The organism is Halomonas zincidurans B6, assembly GCF_000731955.1.
Taxonomy (GTDB): domain Bacteria; phylum Pseudomonadota; class Gammaproteobacteria; order Pseudomonadales; family Halomonadaceae; genus Modicisalibacter; species Modicisalibacter zincidurans.
In genome coordinates this window covers 1,646,494-1,661,219 of the sequence record NZ_JNCK01000001.1, presented here as the reverse complement: position 1 = coordinate 1,661,219, position 14,726 = coordinate 1,646,494, and the positions used below count along the sequence as shown (strand labels likewise).

Annotated in this window: 16 protein-coding genes and 1 pseudogene; 6 read left to right on the top strand and 11 right to left on the bottom strand. The window is 63.8% G+C overall.

Annotation, left to right across the window (positions count from 1 at the left end):
* Window positions 1-31 precede the first annotated feature (31 nt).
* The 6 genes from HALZIN_RS17090 to fliF are packed head-to-tail and all read right to left on the bottom strand — an operon-like array spanning window position 32 to window position 6,908.
* On the bottom strand, window positions 32-1,462 hold the full coding sequence (locus tag HALZIN_RS17090) for a flagellar hook-length control protein FliK (RefSeq protein ID WP_051907433.1): 1,431 nt from the start codon (window positions 1,460-1,462) through the stop codon (window positions 32-34).
* A 30-nt stretch (window positions 1,463-1,492) separates the two neighbouring features.
* Window positions 1,493-1,963 (bottom strand): flagellar export protein FliJ, encoded by a 471-nt coding sequence (gene fliJ / locus HALZIN_RS0107760; RefSeq protein WP_031383659.1) that lies wholly within the window; start codon window positions 1,961-1,963, stop codon window positions 1,493-1,495.
* 53 nt (window positions 1,964-2,016) lie between these two features.
* Entirely contained in the window at window positions 2,017-3,420 is a 1,404-nt protein-coding gene (gene fliI / locus HALZIN_RS0107755; RefSeq protein WP_031383658.1) for a flagellar protein export ATPase FliI, read from the bottom strand.
* Window positions 3,417-4,151: a flagellar assembly protein FliH gene (fliH, locus tag HALZIN_RS0107750; protein ID WP_031383657.1), complete on the bottom strand. Its 735-nt coding sequence runs from the start codon at window positions 4,149-4,151 to the stop codon at window positions 3,417-3,419. Before fliH ends, fliI begins: the two co-directional genes overlap by 4 nt.
* A complete protein-coding gene (fliG, locus tag HALZIN_RS0107745) occupies window positions 4,144-5,130 on the bottom strand; it encodes a flagellar motor switch protein FliG (RefSeq protein ID WP_422723643.1) in 987 nt (328 codons plus the stop codon). Before fliG ends, fliH begins: the two co-directional genes overlap by 8 nt.
* A gap of 5 nt (window positions 5,131-5,135) precedes the next feature.
* On the bottom strand, window positions 5,136-6,908 hold the full coding sequence (gene fliF / locus HALZIN_RS0107740) for a flagellar basal-body MS-ring/collar protein FliF (protein ID WP_031383655.1): 1,773 nt from the start codon (window positions 6,906-6,908) through the stop codon (window positions 5,136-5,138).
* A gap of 349 nt (window positions 6,909-7,257) precedes the next feature.
* On the opposite strand from fliF, the gene fliE reads away from it, so the two are divergent.
* Entirely contained in the window at window positions 7,258-7,605 is a 348-nt protein-coding gene (gene fliE / locus HALZIN_RS0107735; RefSeq protein ID WP_031383654.1) for a flagellar hook-basal body complex protein FliE, read from the top strand.
* Window positions 7,606-7,692: 87 nt separating this feature from the next.
* Here the strand turns inward: fliE and HALZIN_RS0107730 are convergent, their stop codons facing one another.
* The 4 genes from HALZIN_RS0107730 to HALZIN_RS0107715 form a co-directional block, all read right to left on the bottom strand.
* Window positions 7,693-10,023 (bottom strand): sensor domain-containing phosphodiesterase, encoded by a 2,331-nt coding sequence (locus HALZIN_RS0107730; protein ID WP_031383653.1) that lies wholly within the window; start codon window positions 10,021-10,023, stop codon window positions 7,693-7,695.
* A 95-nt stretch (window positions 10,024-10,118) separates the two neighbouring features.
* Window positions 10,119-10,511 carry a flagellar protein FlaG gene (locus HALZIN_RS0107725; RefSeq protein ID WP_031383652.1) on the bottom strand — a complete coding sequence of 131 codons (393 nt, stop codon included), beginning with the start codon at window positions 10,509-10,511 and terminating at the stop codon, window positions 10,119-10,121.
* Window positions 10,512-10,651: 140 nt separating this feature from the next.
* Window positions 10,652-11,209, bottom strand: coding sequence for a FlgO family outer membrane protein (locus HALZIN_RS0107720; protein ID WP_031383651.1), 558 nt, complete (start codon window positions 11,207-11,209; stop codon window positions 10,652-10,654).
* A gap of 13 nt (window positions 11,210-11,222) precedes the next feature.
* Window positions 11,223-11,879, bottom strand: a complete 657-nt coding sequence (locus HALZIN_RS0107715; RefSeq protein WP_031383650.1) for a hypothetical protein — start codon at window positions 11,877-11,879, stop codon at window positions 11,223-11,225.
* Between the two features lie 305 nt (window positions 11,880-12,184).
* On the opposite strand from HALZIN_RS0107715, the gene HALZIN_RS0107710 reads away from it, so the two are divergent.
* From HALZIN_RS0107710 to HALZIN_RS18365, 5 genes and pseudogenes are all read left to right on the top strand, one after another.
* On the top strand, window positions 12,185-12,469 hold the full coding sequence (locus HALZIN_RS0107710; RefSeq protein WP_201448184.1) for a HigA family addiction module antitoxin: 285 nt from the start codon (window positions 12,185-12,187) through the stop codon (window positions 12,467-12,469).
* Window positions 12,470-12,694: 225 nt separating this feature from the next.
* A complete protein-coding gene (mntA, locus tag HALZIN_RS0107705; protein WP_035575238.1) occupies window positions 12,695-13,111 on the top strand; it encodes a type VII toxin-antitoxin system MntA family adenylyltransferase antitoxin in 417 nt (138 codons plus the stop codon).
* A complete protein-coding gene (gene hepT / locus HALZIN_RS0107700; RefSeq protein ID WP_031383647.1) occupies window positions 13,096-13,509 on the top strand; it encodes a type VII toxin-antitoxin system HepT family RNase toxin in 414 nt (137 codons plus the stop codon). Before mntA (HALZIN_RS0107705) ends, hepT begins: the two co-directional genes overlap by 16 nt.
* A gap of 152 nt (window positions 13,510-13,661) precedes the next feature.
* Entirely contained in the window at window positions 13,662-14,072 is a 411-nt protein-coding gene (gene mntA / locus HALZIN_RS0107695) for a type VII toxin-antitoxin system MntA family adenylyltransferase antitoxin (protein ID WP_031383646.1), read from the top strand.
* A 114-nt stretch (window positions 14,073-14,186) separates the two neighbouring features.
* Window positions 14,187-14,465 (top strand): annotated as a pseudogene (locus HALZIN_RS18365) (PIN domain-containing protein); the annotation flags it as partial.
* On the opposite strand, the gene HALZIN_RS18360 reads toward HALZIN_RS18365, so the two are convergent.
* Window positions 14,390-14,701: a helix-turn-helix domain-containing protein gene (locus HALZIN_RS18360; RefSeq protein WP_231664084.1), complete on the bottom strand. Its 312-nt coding sequence runs from the start codon at window positions 14,699-14,701 to the stop codon at window positions 14,390-14,392. The pseudogene HALZIN_RS18365 and the gene HALZIN_RS18360 overlap by 76 nt on opposite strands.
* Window positions 14,702-14,726 lie beyond the last annotated feature (25 nt).

Sequence of the window (14,726 nt, the reverse complement as noted above, 5' to 3'; positions counted from 1 at the left end):
CTGGGATTGCCGGGTTCGCCCGGCCCGCCCTTCAGGCGTAGAGATCCACGCCGCTGATGGCAAGGCCGCCGGCAAGGCCGAGCGCTGCGTCATCGAGGGCATCATTCGTGACGCTATGGGTGCCGGAGCCCATGGACCCGGCGACGCGATGCGCATCGGTGCCGTCCTGGCCCTGTTGCTGGCCTGGCTGCTGGTCGCCGACCATCGCTTCGCCGAGTTGGATGCCGGCTTCGCCGAGCGCTTCACGCAATTGCGGGATGGCCTGTTCCACGGCGGCCCGAACCTGCGGATTGGCCGACATGAACTGGGCCTGGGCCAGCTGATCATCGACCTTGAGGCTGATCGACAGCGGGCCTAACTCGGCTGGATTCAGGTGCAGCTGCACGCGCTGGCCGCCGCGCTGCTGTAGATTGACGAGCTGCTGGCCGAGGCTCTGCTGCCATTCGGCCGAAGCCAACGGGGCGCTCAGGGTGGGCGTCTGGACGACACTGGCGCTGAGCGTGGCGGTGGAGGGTGTCGCACCCGACCCCGCGCCGGCATGCAGGGGCATGGCGGAGGTTTCCGCGTTGCCGGTGCGAGCGGCGCTCAGGCTCTCGCTGATGCTCGACAGCCAGGCGCCGCCTCCGCCCTGGCCCTGGGCGCCTGCACCGCCAGGCGACGCGGCGACCTGGGTCTGCAATTGCTGCGTCCAGTTCAGCGTGGCACCGCCGTTGCTGAGCGCTCCCATGCTGGCCGAGTTGGCAGCGCCGGCAGTAGCGGAAGCCCCCGCGGCGGCTTTATCGTCGGTCACTGTCCCGCCGGTACCGAGCGACACCGGCTGGCCGTTTTTCAGGTCGGTAGCGTCAAGCGCCGCCTTCAGCGCGTTGCCGCCGGCCTGACTCAACAGGTTACGCTCGAGCCCGCCTTGCTGGCTCACCTGCTGGACCTGGGCAATGGCCTGGCCCAGCGGGTTGAGCGGGGTGTTGTCGCGGAAGCGGGCGAGGGTGTCGAGGCGTTCCTGAATCCCCGCCAGCTCGTCGCTGGCGAACCCCGAGATCAGCCCGTTGCCGGTACCGCCGGGGTTGGCATCCGCGGTCGCCGCGGCGAGCACTGTCGCTTGGCTGCCTGCCAGCGCACCCTTGCTCGTGGCCAGTACGGCGCCAGCCTGGGCAGGCAGGCTCAGCAAGGCTTGTGCCCCATCGCTGGCCAGCGTCATGGCATCATCGGAGTCGTTCTGCTCGCCAGCGGCGTCGGCAAGGGATCCGGCCGAGCGATTCGTTGCGCTGTTCGTTGCGCTGTTCGTTGCATTGTTCGTTGCACTGCGCGCGCTGCTCTCGACGCCGCCAGCCGGCTTGCCGGGTTGACTGGCCTGCGCGAACAGCTGGGCGAAACCGCCGGCAGACCGATCGTCCTGAGCGGGCTTGCCGCCCTGGGGCGAGGCTGGCTGACCGGAAGTGACGGCAGGCAGAGATGACATGGCCATGTGACGGGCTCCTGGCTTTTCAAGGGGAGCCTAGTGGCTCGACCCGTGTCGGGATTCGTTCTGCTGACGGCGCAGCAGCAGGCCGTTGGCCATTTCATCGTTGTGGCGCTGTTCGAGCCGCGAGACGCGCTGTTGTTCGCGCTGCTGGCGCCGATCCACCAGGGTGTCGTAGGCGGAAAGCTTGCGCTGCGCGTCCTGCCAGTGCTGCTGGCCCCGGTTGAGCTGATGCTCGCGCTCGCTCAATGCCTGGCGGGCGCGCTCGATGGCATTGTCCAGCGAGGCCAGGAACTGCTGATAATTCTGCCAGCTATCGGGGCCGATGCCCTGAGCCATGGCCCCTTGCAGGCGCTCGCGGTACTCCTGGCGATAACGGAACAGCGTATCCAGCTGGGCCTGGGCATCGTGGCGCGCGCGGCGCAGTTCGGCCAGCTTGAGGCTGGCGCTGTCGCGCGAGTCGCGGGTCAGCGAAATCAAAGTGTCCAGCGGTGACGCTTGAGTCATGATGGTTTACCCGATCTTGATCAGACTAGCTGTGCTGTGGCCAGGATACGTGCTCAGGCGCTGACCAATCCGTCCAATACCTGCCGTGTTTCGTCGATATTCGCGCGTTCGTCGATGCGCTGTTGCAAGAAACGTTCGAGCGCCGGGAACATCGACACCGCCTGGTCGAGTTGCGGATCGTGCCCCGGGGTGTAGGCGCCGACGCTGATCAGGTCGCGGTTGCGCTGATAGCGCGAGACCCACTGCTTGAACTGCTGGGCGCGGCGGTGATGTTCGTCGCTGACGATGGCGGTCATCGCTCGGCTGACCGATGCCTCGATATCGATGGCCGGGTAATGGCCGCCCTCGGCGAGCTGGCGCGAGAGCACGATATGGCCATCGAGAATCGCCCGCGCCGAGTCGGCGATCGGGTCCTGCTGGTCGTCGCCCTCGGTCAGCACGGTATAGAAAGCGGTGATCGAGCCGCCGCCCCTGGGGCCGTTGCCGGCGCGCTCGACCAGGCCGGGCAGCTTGGCGAACACCGAGGGCGGATAACCCTTGGTCGCCGGCGGCTCGCCGATCGCCAGGGCGATCTCGCGCTGAGCCATGGCATAGCGGGTCAGCGAGTCCATGATCAGCAGCACGTTGCGCCCGGCATCGCGGAAATCCTCGGCGAGCCGCGTGGCATAGGAGGCGCCCTGCAAACGCTGCAGCGGTGAGGTGTCGGCGGGCGCGGCGACCACCACCGCCCGGCGGCGACCCTCTTCGCCGAGGATGTTCTCGATGAAATCCTGAACTTCGCGGCCGCGCTCGCCGATCAGCCCGACCACGATCACATCCGCCTGGGTGTAGCGGGCCATCATGCCGAGCAGCACCGACTTGCCCACCCCGGAACCGGCGAACAGCCCCATGCGCTGGCCACGTCCGACGCTGAGCAGGCCATTGATGGCGCGAATGCCGACGTCGATCTGGGCATCGATCGGCGCCCGCGCCATGGGGTTGAAGGGGGGCGTGGCCAATGGCGCGTGGCGCACGTCGTGCAATGCCCCCTTGCCATCCAGCGGCCGGCCGTTGCCGTCGACCACGCGGCCCAGCAGCAGATCGCCGAGCGGAAAGCGCCGTGCGCTGCTGTTGGCTTCGTGGCCCTCGCCCAGCGGCAGGACCCGTGAACCGGGCAGCAGCCCGCTGATCTCTTCGAGGGGCATCAGAAACAGCTTCTCGCCGGAGAAGCCGACCACTTCGGCCTCGGCGTAGCGTGCAGAGGAGCTACCCGGACCGCTCGTCTGCGACGAGAGCTCGATGCGGCAGGCACTGCCCAGCGGGATGCGCAGGCCGACCGCCTCGAGCACCAGGCCGGTGGCACGCACGATGCGCCCGCTGGTGCGATAGTTGGGTAGCGCGCTGACGCGTTGGTGAACGCCGCCGAGCGCATTGCGCCAATGGCCCTGATGGCGGTTGGTTTCGCCGAGGCTGGTCATGACGGTTTCTCGCCGGCGTCGATGGCGGTGTTGCGTCGTCGCACCTGATTGGCGATGGTCTCCCAGCGCGATTCCAGGGTGGCGTCGAGATCGCCGCTGGCGCTGGTCGCGCGGCAGCCGCCGCGGCTCACCAGGTCATCGGGCTGCAACTGCCAGCCGGCGGCCTCGAATTCGTGACCGAGCTGAGCCTTGACCAGGGTCAGGTCGGCGGGATGCAGCCACAGACGCGGCCGCCCGGAGAGCGCCGGCTCGACGTGCAGGAGCTCGCGAACGACATCCAGAATCGCCTCGGGGCGTGCCTCGAGGGCTTCGCCGGCGAGTTGCCGACCGGTGGCCAGCGCCAGGTCGACCAGGTGCTCGGCCATCTCCTCGTCGAGGGCGGCCAGCGCCTCGCCAAACTGCGTGGCGAGGGGTAGCAACGGTTGTAGCGTGTCGCGGGTCTGACGCTGCATCTCGGCTTCGCCGGCTTTGCGGCCTTCGTCAAGACCGGCTTCGTAGCCGGCCTGCTGGCCCTGCTCGAAACCTTCCTGATAACCGGCCTGACAGGCCTCCTTGAGGGCCTGCTCGCGCATCGCGTCGAGCTCGGCCTGGCGCTGGGCGGCCTGCTGGCGCACTCGCTCGCGGCGTTCGCGCTGGCTGCGCAACTGGTGGTCGGGGCTGCCCAGCTCATCCATCCGCCAACGCTGCCAGGCGCCGTCGTCGCATTCGGGGCTGACCAGATGATCAGACATAACTGTCGTCGCCTCCGCCCAGCGCTATCTCGCCGCTGTCGGCGAGTCGGCGCACGATCTGCAGAATCGCCTTCTGTTCGGCCTCGACCTGGGACACGCGGATCGGGCCGCGAGCCTCGAGATCTTCCTGCAACATCTGCGCGGCGCGCTGCGACATGTTGGCCATGAACTTCTCGAGCAGCGCGTCCGGCGCACCCTTGAGCGCGATAACCAGCGAGTTGGTGTCGATTTCCTTGAGAATCAACTGGATACCTCGATCGTCGATGTCCATGAGGTTCTCGAACAGGAACATCTCGTCGATGATCTTCTGCGCCAGGTCCTCGCTGTGGGCGCGCACCGTCTCGATGACGATCTCTTCCTGGGCGGAGTTCATCAGGTTGAGGATCTCGGCCGCGGTCCTCACGCCGCCCATCTTGCTGCGCTTGAGGTTCTGGCCGTCGAGCATGCCGCCGAGCACTTCGGTGAGCTCCTGCAAGGCGGCCGGCTGAACGCCGCTGAAGGTGGCGATTCGCAGCACCACATCGTTGCGCAGCTTATCGTCGAACAGCTCGAGAATGCTCGCGGCCTGGTGACGCTCGAGATGCACGAGGATCGTGGCGATGATCTGCGGATGCTCGTCGCGGATCATCTCGGCGACCATCGACGGCTCCATCAGGTTCAGCGAGTCGATGCCCGAGGCGTTGCTGGTGCTCTCGAGGATGTCCTCGATCAGGCCCGAGGCGCGGTCGCTGCCCAGCGCCTTGGTCAGTACCGAGCGGATGTGCTCGCTGGAGTGCAGGTTGACGGCGGTAAACTGCTCGGCCTCGTCATGGAATTCGGCGAGCACCTGGCTCATCTCCTCGTGGGAGACCTGATCGAGCCTGGCCATCTCCATGCTGATTTCCTGGACCTCCTTGGCACCCAGAAACTTGAAGATTTCCGCCGCGCTGTCCTCATCAAGGGAAAGCAGCAGGATTGCACCGCGGCGGGCGCCGGTCATTTCGATCATTTGTCGTTCATCCAGCTTCTGACGATCATGGCTACCAGCCGCGGATCTTCCAGGGCGATCTCGCGGGCATCCTTGAGATTCTGCTCGTAGGCATTGGCGCGGCGACGGCGGCGCGGCGGTGGCTCGGCGGCTTCGCTCGGCGCATCGCCGCCATCATCGTCCTCGCTATCGCCGGCGCTCGCCGCGTTCGGGCTGCGCAGGGCGGTCGGCCGGTTCGCGGGCAGGGCGGCGCTCTGGCGCTTGATCAGCGGACGCAAGACCATGAACCACAGGAACAGCGCGGCCAGGGCGACCAGCAGATAACGGCCCAGGGTCATGGCCAGCTGCAGCATTGCCGGCGTCTGCCACCAAGGTACTTCGACAAACGTCTCGTCGCTTTCGGTGAACGGGCTGTTGACCACTTCTATGGCGTCGCCGCGCGCTTGGGAGAAGCCCATGGCTTGGCGTACCAGGCGCTCGATCTGCGCCAGCTGCTCGTCGCTGAGCGGCTGCTTGACGGTTTCGCCGGCCTCGTTGAGTCCCTCGCGGTAATCGACGACGACCGCGACCGAAAGGCGCTCGACGCCGCCACGCTCGAACTGGACGTAATCGACCTGACGATCGAGTTCGTAATTGATGGTGTCGTTGCGGTCCAGGCGGCTCAGTGGCGTATTGCTGTCGGCCTGAGCGTTGTCGGCGGTATTCTGGGCGTTGGCACCGTTGACCTGATCCTGGGCATTAGTGGTCTGGCCGTTGTCGATCGGCGATGCCGCGACGCCCGGCGGGGTATTGGAAAGTGCGCCGGGAATGCCGCTGGGCAGGCCATCGCCACCGGTGTACAACTCGCTCAACTGGCGACTGCGAACGGCGGCTTCGTTGGGCGGCTGATTGGGGGAATAGCGCTCGGCGGTCTGCTCGCGCTTGGAAAAATCGACCTGCGCCGCGACCTGCGCACGGACGTTATCGGCGCCCAGGATCGGCGCCAGGATACGCTCGATATTCTCCTGGTAGGTCTTCTCGATCTTCTGGACATAGCTTAGTTGAGTGCCGTCGAGGCCGCCCAGCTGGCTGCCGTTGCGCGACAGCAGCCGCCCGTCCTGGTCGACCACGGTGACCGCGTCGGTGGCCAGTTGCGGCACGCTGCTGGACACCATGTGCACGATGGCATTGACCTGGCCTTCGCTCAGCACCCGGCCGGGCTCCAGGGTCAGTACCACCGAGGCCTTGGCGGGTTCGCTTTCGCGTACGAACACCGACGGCTTGGCCATCGACAGCTGCACGCGGGCCTGGGCGACCGGGCCGAGCGCCTCCACCGACTGGGCCAGCTCGCCCTGCAGCGAACGTTGAAAATTGACCTGCTCGGCGAACTGGCTGATGCCGAAGGCTTGATTGTCCATCACCTCGAAGCCGACATCGCCACCCTTGGGCAAGCCCTGTTCGGCAAGCTGAAGACGCAGCAGATACACCTGGTCGGCGGGCACCAGCAGTGCGCCGCCGCCCTCGCTGAACTGATAGGGAATGCCGCGGGCGTCGAGTTCGTTGATGATGCTTCCGCCATCGGCATCGCTCAGGTTGCTGTACAGCACCCGGTACTCGGGGCTGCGCGCCCACAGCAGCAGCACGGCGATCAACGCGATCGCTGCGGCGGCGGCAATGATCAAGGGAATGCGCGGATTCTCGCGCAACTGCTTGAGCAGTCCTTGCGCGGAGGCGCCCTGGGCCGAGGCATTGGCTGCCCGGGCCTGGTTCCCACCAGGATTGCGCTGCTGCGAAGAGGCGACGTCGCTCATGAGTGCCCTCCGCCAGGCAGCGGGCGCGTCAGGGTGGCGGTGTTAGCGTCGGCCCGCGCGTATCGGGTCGGTGCAGATAGCATTTTAATATCCGGCTCCAGCATCCATCGATTCCAAGTCCCGGGTTGCGCTTGACGTGGCGGTCGGTTGCGATAGGCCAGCCGGACTGGGCGCGTTGTCAAGGGGGACGGTCGTGTGATGGAGGCCATTATCCGCAGGTGTTGTCGCCCTAAAGGCAAGAAAAGCCCCATTTTTGAAGCTCATTTGCAGCCATGATCCGCCGCCGCTGATGCTAGGCTTGCCTTCGTCCACCCATCGGTCCTTATCCAACAGGGGCAGGAGAACCGCCATGAGCGTACCCGCCATTCAAGCGGCCTTGCAGCAGATGCAGAGTCTGGCCAATCAGGCCAGCGCCACTCAATCGATCGCCAACCAGGCCGGTCGCGGCCAGCAGTTGTCGACGTCAGTGGGGCAGGGCGGCTTCGCCGACGCGCTGCAGTCGTCGATTCGCAAGATCAATCAGCTGAAGCAGGACTCCGATGCCAGCGTGAAGGCATTCCAGGCCGGCGATCCCGGGGTCGCGCTGAACGACGTGATGGTCGACATGCAAAAGGCCAGCATCGGCTTTCAGATGGGCGTTCAGGTACGTAACCGCTTGGTGACGGCCTACAAGGACGTCATGAACATGCAGGTCTGAACCGGGCCTGCGAGGCCGTTATTGATTCCTTTCTCCCGGCGGGTAGCCTGAGCGGCGCCTGTTCGGGAGCGCTTGCGTTTCCCGCCGTCACTTTTCGTCATGCGTCAGCAGGTCGCGATCGGGACGAGCCAGCAGGTAGCCCTGGGCGCGATTGCAGCCCAGCCGGCGCAGGTAGTCGAGCTGAGCCGGCGTTTCGATGCCTTCGGCGCAGACATTCCGGCCGAATCCGCGACACAATGTCAGCAGCGATTCGACGATCGCCCGGTCTTCGGAGGAATCGGGCAGCCCGGCGATGAACGATTTGTCGATCTTGACGGTGTCGAACGGGAACTGCTTGAGATGCGACAGCGACGAGAAGCCGGTGCCGAAATCGTCCAGCGCGATGGCGATCGATTGACGATGCAGCGCCTCGAGCTGCTGGCCGACCCAGTACGGCGACTGGATCAGTGCCGTTTCGGTGATCTCCAGCTCCAGCGCCGAGGTGGGCAAGCGTCGGCGTTTCAATGCCTCGACCAGGTAGTCGGCCAGTTGGGCGTCGTCCATCAGTTGGATGGCGCTGATGTTGATGCTGACGAAGAAGTTCGTGGGCAGCCGTTGCCGGTTCGATGCCAACGTGTCGAGCGCCTGATCGATGATCCAGCGACCCACCTCCACCATCAGCCCGCTCTGTTCGAGAATCGGTACGAAGACGTCGGGGCCGACGGTCTGCTGATCGGGAGCCCGCCAGCGCAGCAGCGCCTCGGCGCCGCACGGTCGGTCGAGCGCCTTGAGCGACCACTGCGGCTGAAAGTCGAGATGAAATTCGCCCCGCTCGAAAGCGCCGGCGAGTCGTCTCTCGATGGCCTCGTGACGGCTGGCCTCGTCGAGCATGCCGCTCAGGTATTGGCGCACGCGGTTGCGTCCATGCTGCTTGGCGCGCACCAGGGCCGCATTGGCGCGTCTCAACAGCTCCTCGGGAGCCGTCTGGTAGAGGCTATGCGCCGTCAGGCCGACACTGACGGTCAGTTGCAGCCCCTCGATGGCATGAAAGCGATAGCTTTCGACCGCTTCGCGCAAGCGCTCGACAAGCTGCGGCGCCTCGCAGGGCTGGGCGAGCGGTACGCTGACGGCGAACTCATCGCCGCCCAGCCGGCCCAGGTGGGCGTCGACGTGGGGTGCGAGAAGACTGCTCAAGTGCTGGGCCAGCTCGCAGAGAATGGCGTCGGCCTGGGCGGTGCCGTGGGCATCGTTGATACGCTTGAAGCGGTCGATGCCGAACACGGCGACCAATTGGCTCTTCTTCTTGCACTGATCGGATGCATGGTCGCTGCGGGCCAGCGCGCGCAGGAAACCGGTGCGGTTGAGCTGATGGGTGAGGCCGTCGTGATGGGTGATCCACTCGATTTCGCGCTGTGCTTTCAGCGTTTCGCGAAGGTCGCGGGCGACGATGATCAACTGGGTCCGTTCGAGGTTGCTCGAGGGCGTGCGCTGAATCTGCGCCTGGACCGGCAACGTTTCGCCGTTGCGACAATGCAGATTGGCATTCAGGCGCACCGCACGCTGGCCATCGAGCGCCGCCAAGCGCTTGCTCAGCGCGCTGACTGCCAACGACTTGTCGAGCGTTTCGGGGGAGAGCGTCAGCAACTTATCGCGCGAATAGCCCAGTCGTTCGATGGCGCCCTGATTGCAATACGTAAAGCGCCGGGTCTGCTCATCGACGATCAGGATCAGGTCGAGGGTGGCGTCCAGTGTGGCGCGAAACTTATCGAGCTGAGCTTGCAGGGCGGCACCGTTGTGAGCCGTATTTCTGGCAGCGTAGGGCGTCTGCCAGCGATCCTCGACACTGATCGGCGTTGGTGGCAACCCAGTACCCCGTTCGCGCGGGTAGGCGCCGCTCGGAGGGTTCTGGCGCTCCCCGCGGTGAGCGCTACGCCGCTCGATCTCGATCGTGGTCAGGTGTGCCAGACCCTTTAGCATCTCGCGCTCCCGGGCATCGAAGGTGCGCGGTGTGTCGCTGACGATGCAGAAGGTGCCCAACGGCATCCGGTCGGGGCCGTAGATGAGGGTGCCGGCATAGAAGCGAATGTAGGGCTCGCCGCGGGCATAGGGATTGTCGGCGAAGCGCGGGTCAGCCTGTGCATCCTCGATGACCGTGAGCGTGCCCGATTCCAGGGTGTGGACGCAGAAGGCATATTCGATGGGCATTTCGCGAAAGCCCAGCCCGCAAGCCGACTTGAACCATTGGCGATCCGCGTCGAGCAGGCTGATATAAGCGATCGGCGCATCGAATAGGCGGCAGGCAAGATGCGTCAGACTGTCGAAGCGTACCTCGTCGGGCGTGTCGAGCAACTGCGTTGCGCGTAGCGCGGCAAGCCGGCGAGGCTTCATGAGCATGGCCTTGCGTATTCCATGATTGAAGGCTGTGCGCTGAAGTGTCATCGGTGACCTGTCTCCTTGTCTTTCCTGCTGGTTGTGTCTCCGGCACGGATCAGGCGGGTTGCCATTCCATTGGCCTTGTCCCGTCGTTGAGTGAATCAGACCTGCAGCTCGATCAGGCGGCCCTGCATCCGGGCGAGGCTCTCGGCGATGCGCAGGACTTCTTCGCTGGGGATCTGGCGAATCACATCGCCGCTTTCGCGATCCACGACGCGGGTTACCACGCGGCTGTCGTAGGACTGCAGATCGAATTCCAGGCCGTAGCTGCGCATGACCGCGTTGATCCGATGAAGCGGCTCGACCAGCTCGCTCTGGGTGGCGCTCGATTCGTCCGCCGGCGACGCCTGCGCGTTTTTCGCCACGCCAGGCGGCGCCGCGAGATGGGCAAGGACCCGCTCGAGCCTTTGTTGCGGGGTTGTCGCACCGTTGCCCGATGCGCTGATCACGCCAGCGGCAGCGCCGGTGATGGGGTCGATGTAAGGGGAGCTCATGGCCAGCCTCGCGGTGCATGCCGAAGGGGTGTGGTTGGTTATCAGCAGGCGCGATGGGCGAGCCTGTCAAATGACCTATCGGCCTGGCGGGGCGAGACTTGAACGTACCGGCACGGGCTCGATCGATGCACGGCAAGTCACTACCAGCGGTTGGGCAGCATCGCACGGGTATTACGATCCAGCGGGATCTGCACGCTCGAGGCGCCGAGCACCACGTTGTCGCGGGTACGCACCAGGCGCACATTGACGTAAGCCATGCTCTGACCCTGGCCATAGGTACCCAATAGGATCGCCTGGGCGTTATGCGAGGCGGAAAGCCGGCGGATGTCCCGCGACAGGATCAGCTCGCCGGTCTGCTCCTCGATGAACAGGCTGTTGCGCATCTTGACCTCGATTAGCATCAGCCCGGCACGGCTGAGCGACGAGGCGAACATCTCGGAAAGCGTGCGACCGAAAGTCGACGATTCGCTCAGGTCGTCGATGCTGACGAAGCTCGCCGCGACGATCGGCTTGGTTGGGTCCAGCTCGCGGGTGTCAGCGAGCAGATCGGCGGCGGTTTCGCGCACCAGCGCAAGTATGTCGACCGTGGCGTTGCTGGTGACGCTATAGCTGTCGCTGCCGTTGGAGGCGCAACCGGCGCCGAGCGCCATGACACTGGCCAGGGCGACGCGCAGCAATAGGCATTGGATCGATTTCATTGTAGGCGCTCTCTCACCAGGCATCGGTCACGGGTAACGGCTTGGGCGATTCGTACTGGCCTGCATCGTCACCGTTGATGTAATAGATATTCGACGACGAATACAGGATGCGGTCGTTCTCGCTGACCTGGGTGGTAACGATCACCTCCTGGTTGCTCACGCTCTCCCAACTGCCGCTGAAGGCGTCGACCAGAGCCGCACCGGGGATCAGCGCCAGCGCCGGCTCGCTCCAGTTATTGATCGGTAATGTGGCCACGGCGATACCCGCGCTCAGCGCCGTCCAGGTGCCCACCGGCGCGCGCACATAGTCGCGATCCTGGTGCTCGACGAGCTGAACGCGGTAGTCGACCCGGGCGGCATTGATCGGGTCGGTACGCACCAGCGCGCCGTTCGACACCAGCTGGCTGGTCAGTAGATCGCCGAAGCTCTGCGCGAACGTCGAACCGGCCTGCGTGGGGTTGATGAACAGCGAACGCCCGCGCAATGAAGCGCTACGCAGGATGCCCGCCGCCTCGTACTCGGCGAGCACATCCCAGTGATGGGCCGCCTGCATCTTCTGCTGCTCGCTGTAGGGATAGGTCGTCGCCATCGGCACCTGCGAGGTATTGGCGACGCAGCCGCCCAGCAGCAACGCGCTGCCCAGCCCGGTGAAAAGGAGTTTGCGTACCATGAAGGGTCCCTGGCTTTAGTTTTTTATCGAGCCGGATTTTCGACTCCGGCTTGAGACGTGGCCGACGCCGTTGGCGACGTCATGAGCGCGACGCAGCACTATAAGCCTTATCGGCTGATTGAAAGCGAACTTTACAAATGCGATTCGTATGTTTTGCAACGCCTCTATGCGGCATGGAGACGCGAAATGGCTATTACTCCGTCCATGTAGACGGGAATTGGGCGGTGACTTTCACATTTGACGGTGAAGATGCCGACCAGGTTGATTACGAAGACTATCATTAACCGCTAGAAAGAGGATTTGCTATGGCTATGAAGACGCCTCCTCACCCGGGCCGGATATTGCGTCGGCGTATTCTGCCGAGCTTGGGCTTGAGCGTCACCGAATTCGCTCGACGCGTCGGCATGTCGCGCAATGCCGTCTCGCGTGTACTCAATGAACGCACGGGAATTTCTCCTGATTTTGCCGTTCGGCTGGAGTGGGGTGGGATTGGTGACGCGCGGCACTGGCTAATCATGCAGACCAACTATGAGCTGGCCAAGGCCGAGGGCAGGGACCAGAATCACATTTCGCGCTTTGCTATTGCCTGAGCCCTCTGCGATGAGAGAGATAAGTTACGGGCAGCAGTCTGGCTCGAAGCCGGTTAGGGGGGAGGAAACTTGTCCCGATTTGGCACCGCCAGGCGCCCGGTATAGCCCGGCAGCGCTTCGTACCGCAACCGAGAAAGAGCCTACGACTGCCAAGTGTCTTCGATGGCCTGCAAATCGGCCGGTCCTGTACTCTAATGGATGAAATCGTCGGTCTAGGTAAACACAGTGAACGATGCACAGCAGGATAGCGTTATAGCCGTCGGTCAGCGGGTAAAACAGGCATTGGCCGGCTTCCGCGAGATCGAACAGATCGTGTTGTTCGGCTCCGTGTCCCGGGGCACCGCGCGGGCGGCTAGCGATATCGACGTGGCGCTAGATGCGGGAAAGCCGCTGACGCAGGGGCAGAGAGTGGCCATGATCGAGGCCTTGGCGCTCGAGTTGGGGCGCCCTGTCGATCTGGTCGACCTGAAGGCTGCCGGGCAACCCTTGCTGAGCCAGATCGTGACTACGGGCAAACGTTTATCGGGTAGCGATACCGCGTGGGCCAAGATCATCTATCGCAACATCATCGACAACGAAGACTTCGTACCGCTGCAGCGGCGAGTCTTGCAGGCCAGGCAGCAGGCATGGATCAATCGCTGATCAATCAGAAGCTGGAATCGTTGCGGCGCTGCGTCATGCGGCTTGAGGATCGCTGCCCCAGCAATGTCGAGGCCTTGCAGAAGGATCTCGATGCGCAGGATATCCTCGCGCTGAACCTGACAAGAGCCATTCAGCTATGTGTCGATATAGCCTCGCACTGGATTGCCGAACATCACGAGCTGACTTCACCGATTACCATGGGGCAAAGTTTCGATGTGCTGGCAGAGCGTGAGGTTATCAACCATGAGCTGGCCGCCAACCTGAAGAAGTCGGTCGGTTTTCGCAATATCGTGGTGCATAACTATGAAGCCGTCGATTGGCAGATCGTATTTTCGATCTGTCGCCAGCATCTCGATCAATTTCGCCAGTTCGCTGCGGCTTTCATGGACTCTCGATAGGCTGCCAATGGCCCCAAGCGGGGCTTCGTGGGAGGGAACTTGTTCCCGATTGGCGCCGTCAGGCGCCGGCTATAGTCCCGGTATACGCTTTGCACCGCTATTGCGAATGAATCCACGTAGAGTGCGAAGAAGGCCATGACAAAGGATTTGCTATGCGCTTAGACCCTCAAGCCCTTGAGCCCTGTTTGCAATTCCTGCGCGACCAGCTTGCCGATCTGCAGGCCATTTATCTGTTCGGCAGCGAAGCGGCAGGCCAGGCGGGGCCTGACAGCGATGTCGACCTAGCCGTGCTACTGCCTGCCTCCTTGCCCGCCGTACGACGTTGGTCACTCATGGAGCACTTGGCGGAGCGGTTGGGGCGCGATGTCGATCTGGTGGACCTGCGTGCGGCGAGCACCGTCATGCGCCATCAGGTCCTGGCGCAAGGGCAGCGTTTATGGAGCGCTGGAACCGAGGCCGACCTCTTCGAGTTATCGACGTTCAGCGAATACTGGGATCTGGCAATACAGCGGCGTGAACTGCTTGCTGACATCGAGCGAAGAGGCAGTATCCATGCCCGATGATGTACTTCTCAACAAAGCGGCCACTATAGAGCGCCAGAGAAGTATTCGATATTTTACGCGGGTCGACGAACAGCGGCTGCGAGCACTGGATCAAGACCTCGGGCTCGGCTACTGATGAGCTCACATTACACGGTCGTATACGACGCCTGTGTGCTCTATCCCGCCCCGTTGCGGAGCTTGCTGATTCATCTGGCCTTGACCGACCTTTATCGGGCTCGCTGGTCACGGATGATCCACCACGAGTGGATGCGTAACCTGCTGGACCAGCGTAGCGATCTGACATGGGAGAAACTCGAGCGGGTGCGTCAGTTGATGGATCAGCATGCGCGGGGAGCCGTCGTGGAGGGTTTTGAACCCTTGATCGATAGCCTTGAACTGCCCGACCCCGATGATCGCCATGTGCTCGCTTGTGCGCTGCATTGCGGGGCTGAGGCCATCGTTACTTTCAACCTAAAGGACTTTCCCGAGGCTGCCCCCGCTGCTACCACCATGTTCACCAGCGTATCGAGACCAAACAGGTGGATTTTGCCACGCATCAGATCGGACACCCTGGGTTGAGTGACGCCCAGCCGCTTAGCGGCTTCGCCCTGGGTCCAGCCCTGACGGTTAATGTGCTGCTCAAGGGCCATCATCAGACCGGAGCGAAGCTTCATA

Bases quoted from the DNA above. Each gene is read 5' to 3' on its own strand.
- HALZIN_RS17090 (WP_051907433.1), bottom strand. From the start codon at position 1,462: ATGGCCATGTCATCTCTGCCTGCCGTCACTTCCGGTCAGCCAGCCTCG.
- fliJ (WP_031383659.1), bottom strand. From the start codon at position 1,963: ATGACTCAAGCGTCACCGCTGGACACTTTGATTTCGCTGACCCGCGAC.
- fliI (WP_031383658.1), bottom strand. From the start codon at position 3,420: ATGACCAGCCTCGGCGAAACCAACCGCCATCAGGGCCATTGGCGCAAT.
- fliH (WP_031383657.1), bottom strand. From the start codon at position 4,151: ATGTCTGATCATCTGGTCAGCCCCGAATGCGACGACGGCGCCTGGCAG.
- fliG (WP_422723643.1), bottom strand. From the start codon at position 5,130: ATGACCGGCGCCCGCCGCGGTGCAATCCTGCTGCTTTCCCTTGATGAG.
- fliF (WP_031383655.1), bottom strand. From the start codon at position 6,908: ATGAGCGACGTCGCCTCTTCGCAGCAGCGCAATCCTGGTGGGAACCAG.
- fliE (WP_031383654.1), top strand. From the start codon at position 7,258: ATGAGCGTACCCGCCATTCAAGCGGCCTTGCAGCAGATGCAGAGTCTG.
- HALZIN_RS0107730 (WP_031383653.1), bottom strand. From the start codon at position 10,023: ATGACACTTCAGCGCACAGCCTTCAATCATGGAATACGCAAGGCCATG.
- HALZIN_RS0107725 (WP_031383652.1), bottom strand. From the start codon at position 10,511: ATGAGCTCCCCTTACATCGACCCCATCACCGGCGCTGCCGCTGGCGTG.
- HALZIN_RS0107720 (WP_031383651.1), bottom strand. From the start codon at position 11,209: ATGAAATCGATCCAATGCCTATTGCTGCGCGTCGCCCTGGCCAGTGTC.
- HALZIN_RS0107715 (WP_031383650.1), bottom strand. From the start codon at position 11,879: ATGGTACGCAAACTCCTTTTCACCGGGCTGGGCAGCGCGTTGCTGCTG.
- HALZIN_RS0107710 (WP_201448184.1), top strand. From the start codon at position 12,185: ATGGCTATGAAGACGCCTCCTCACCCGGGCCGGATATTGCGTCGGCGT.
- hepT (WP_031383647.1), top strand. From the start codon at position 13,096: ATGGATCAATCGCTGATCAATCAGAAGCTGGAATCGTTGCGGCGCTGC.
- mntA (WP_031383646.1), top strand. From the start codon at position 13,662: ATGCGCTTAGACCCTCAAGCCCTTGAGCCCTGTTTGCAATTCCTGCGC.
- HALZIN_RS18360 (WP_231664084.1), bottom strand. From the start codon at position 14,701: ATGGCCCTTGAGCAGCACATTAACCGTCAGGGCTGGACCCAGGGCGAA.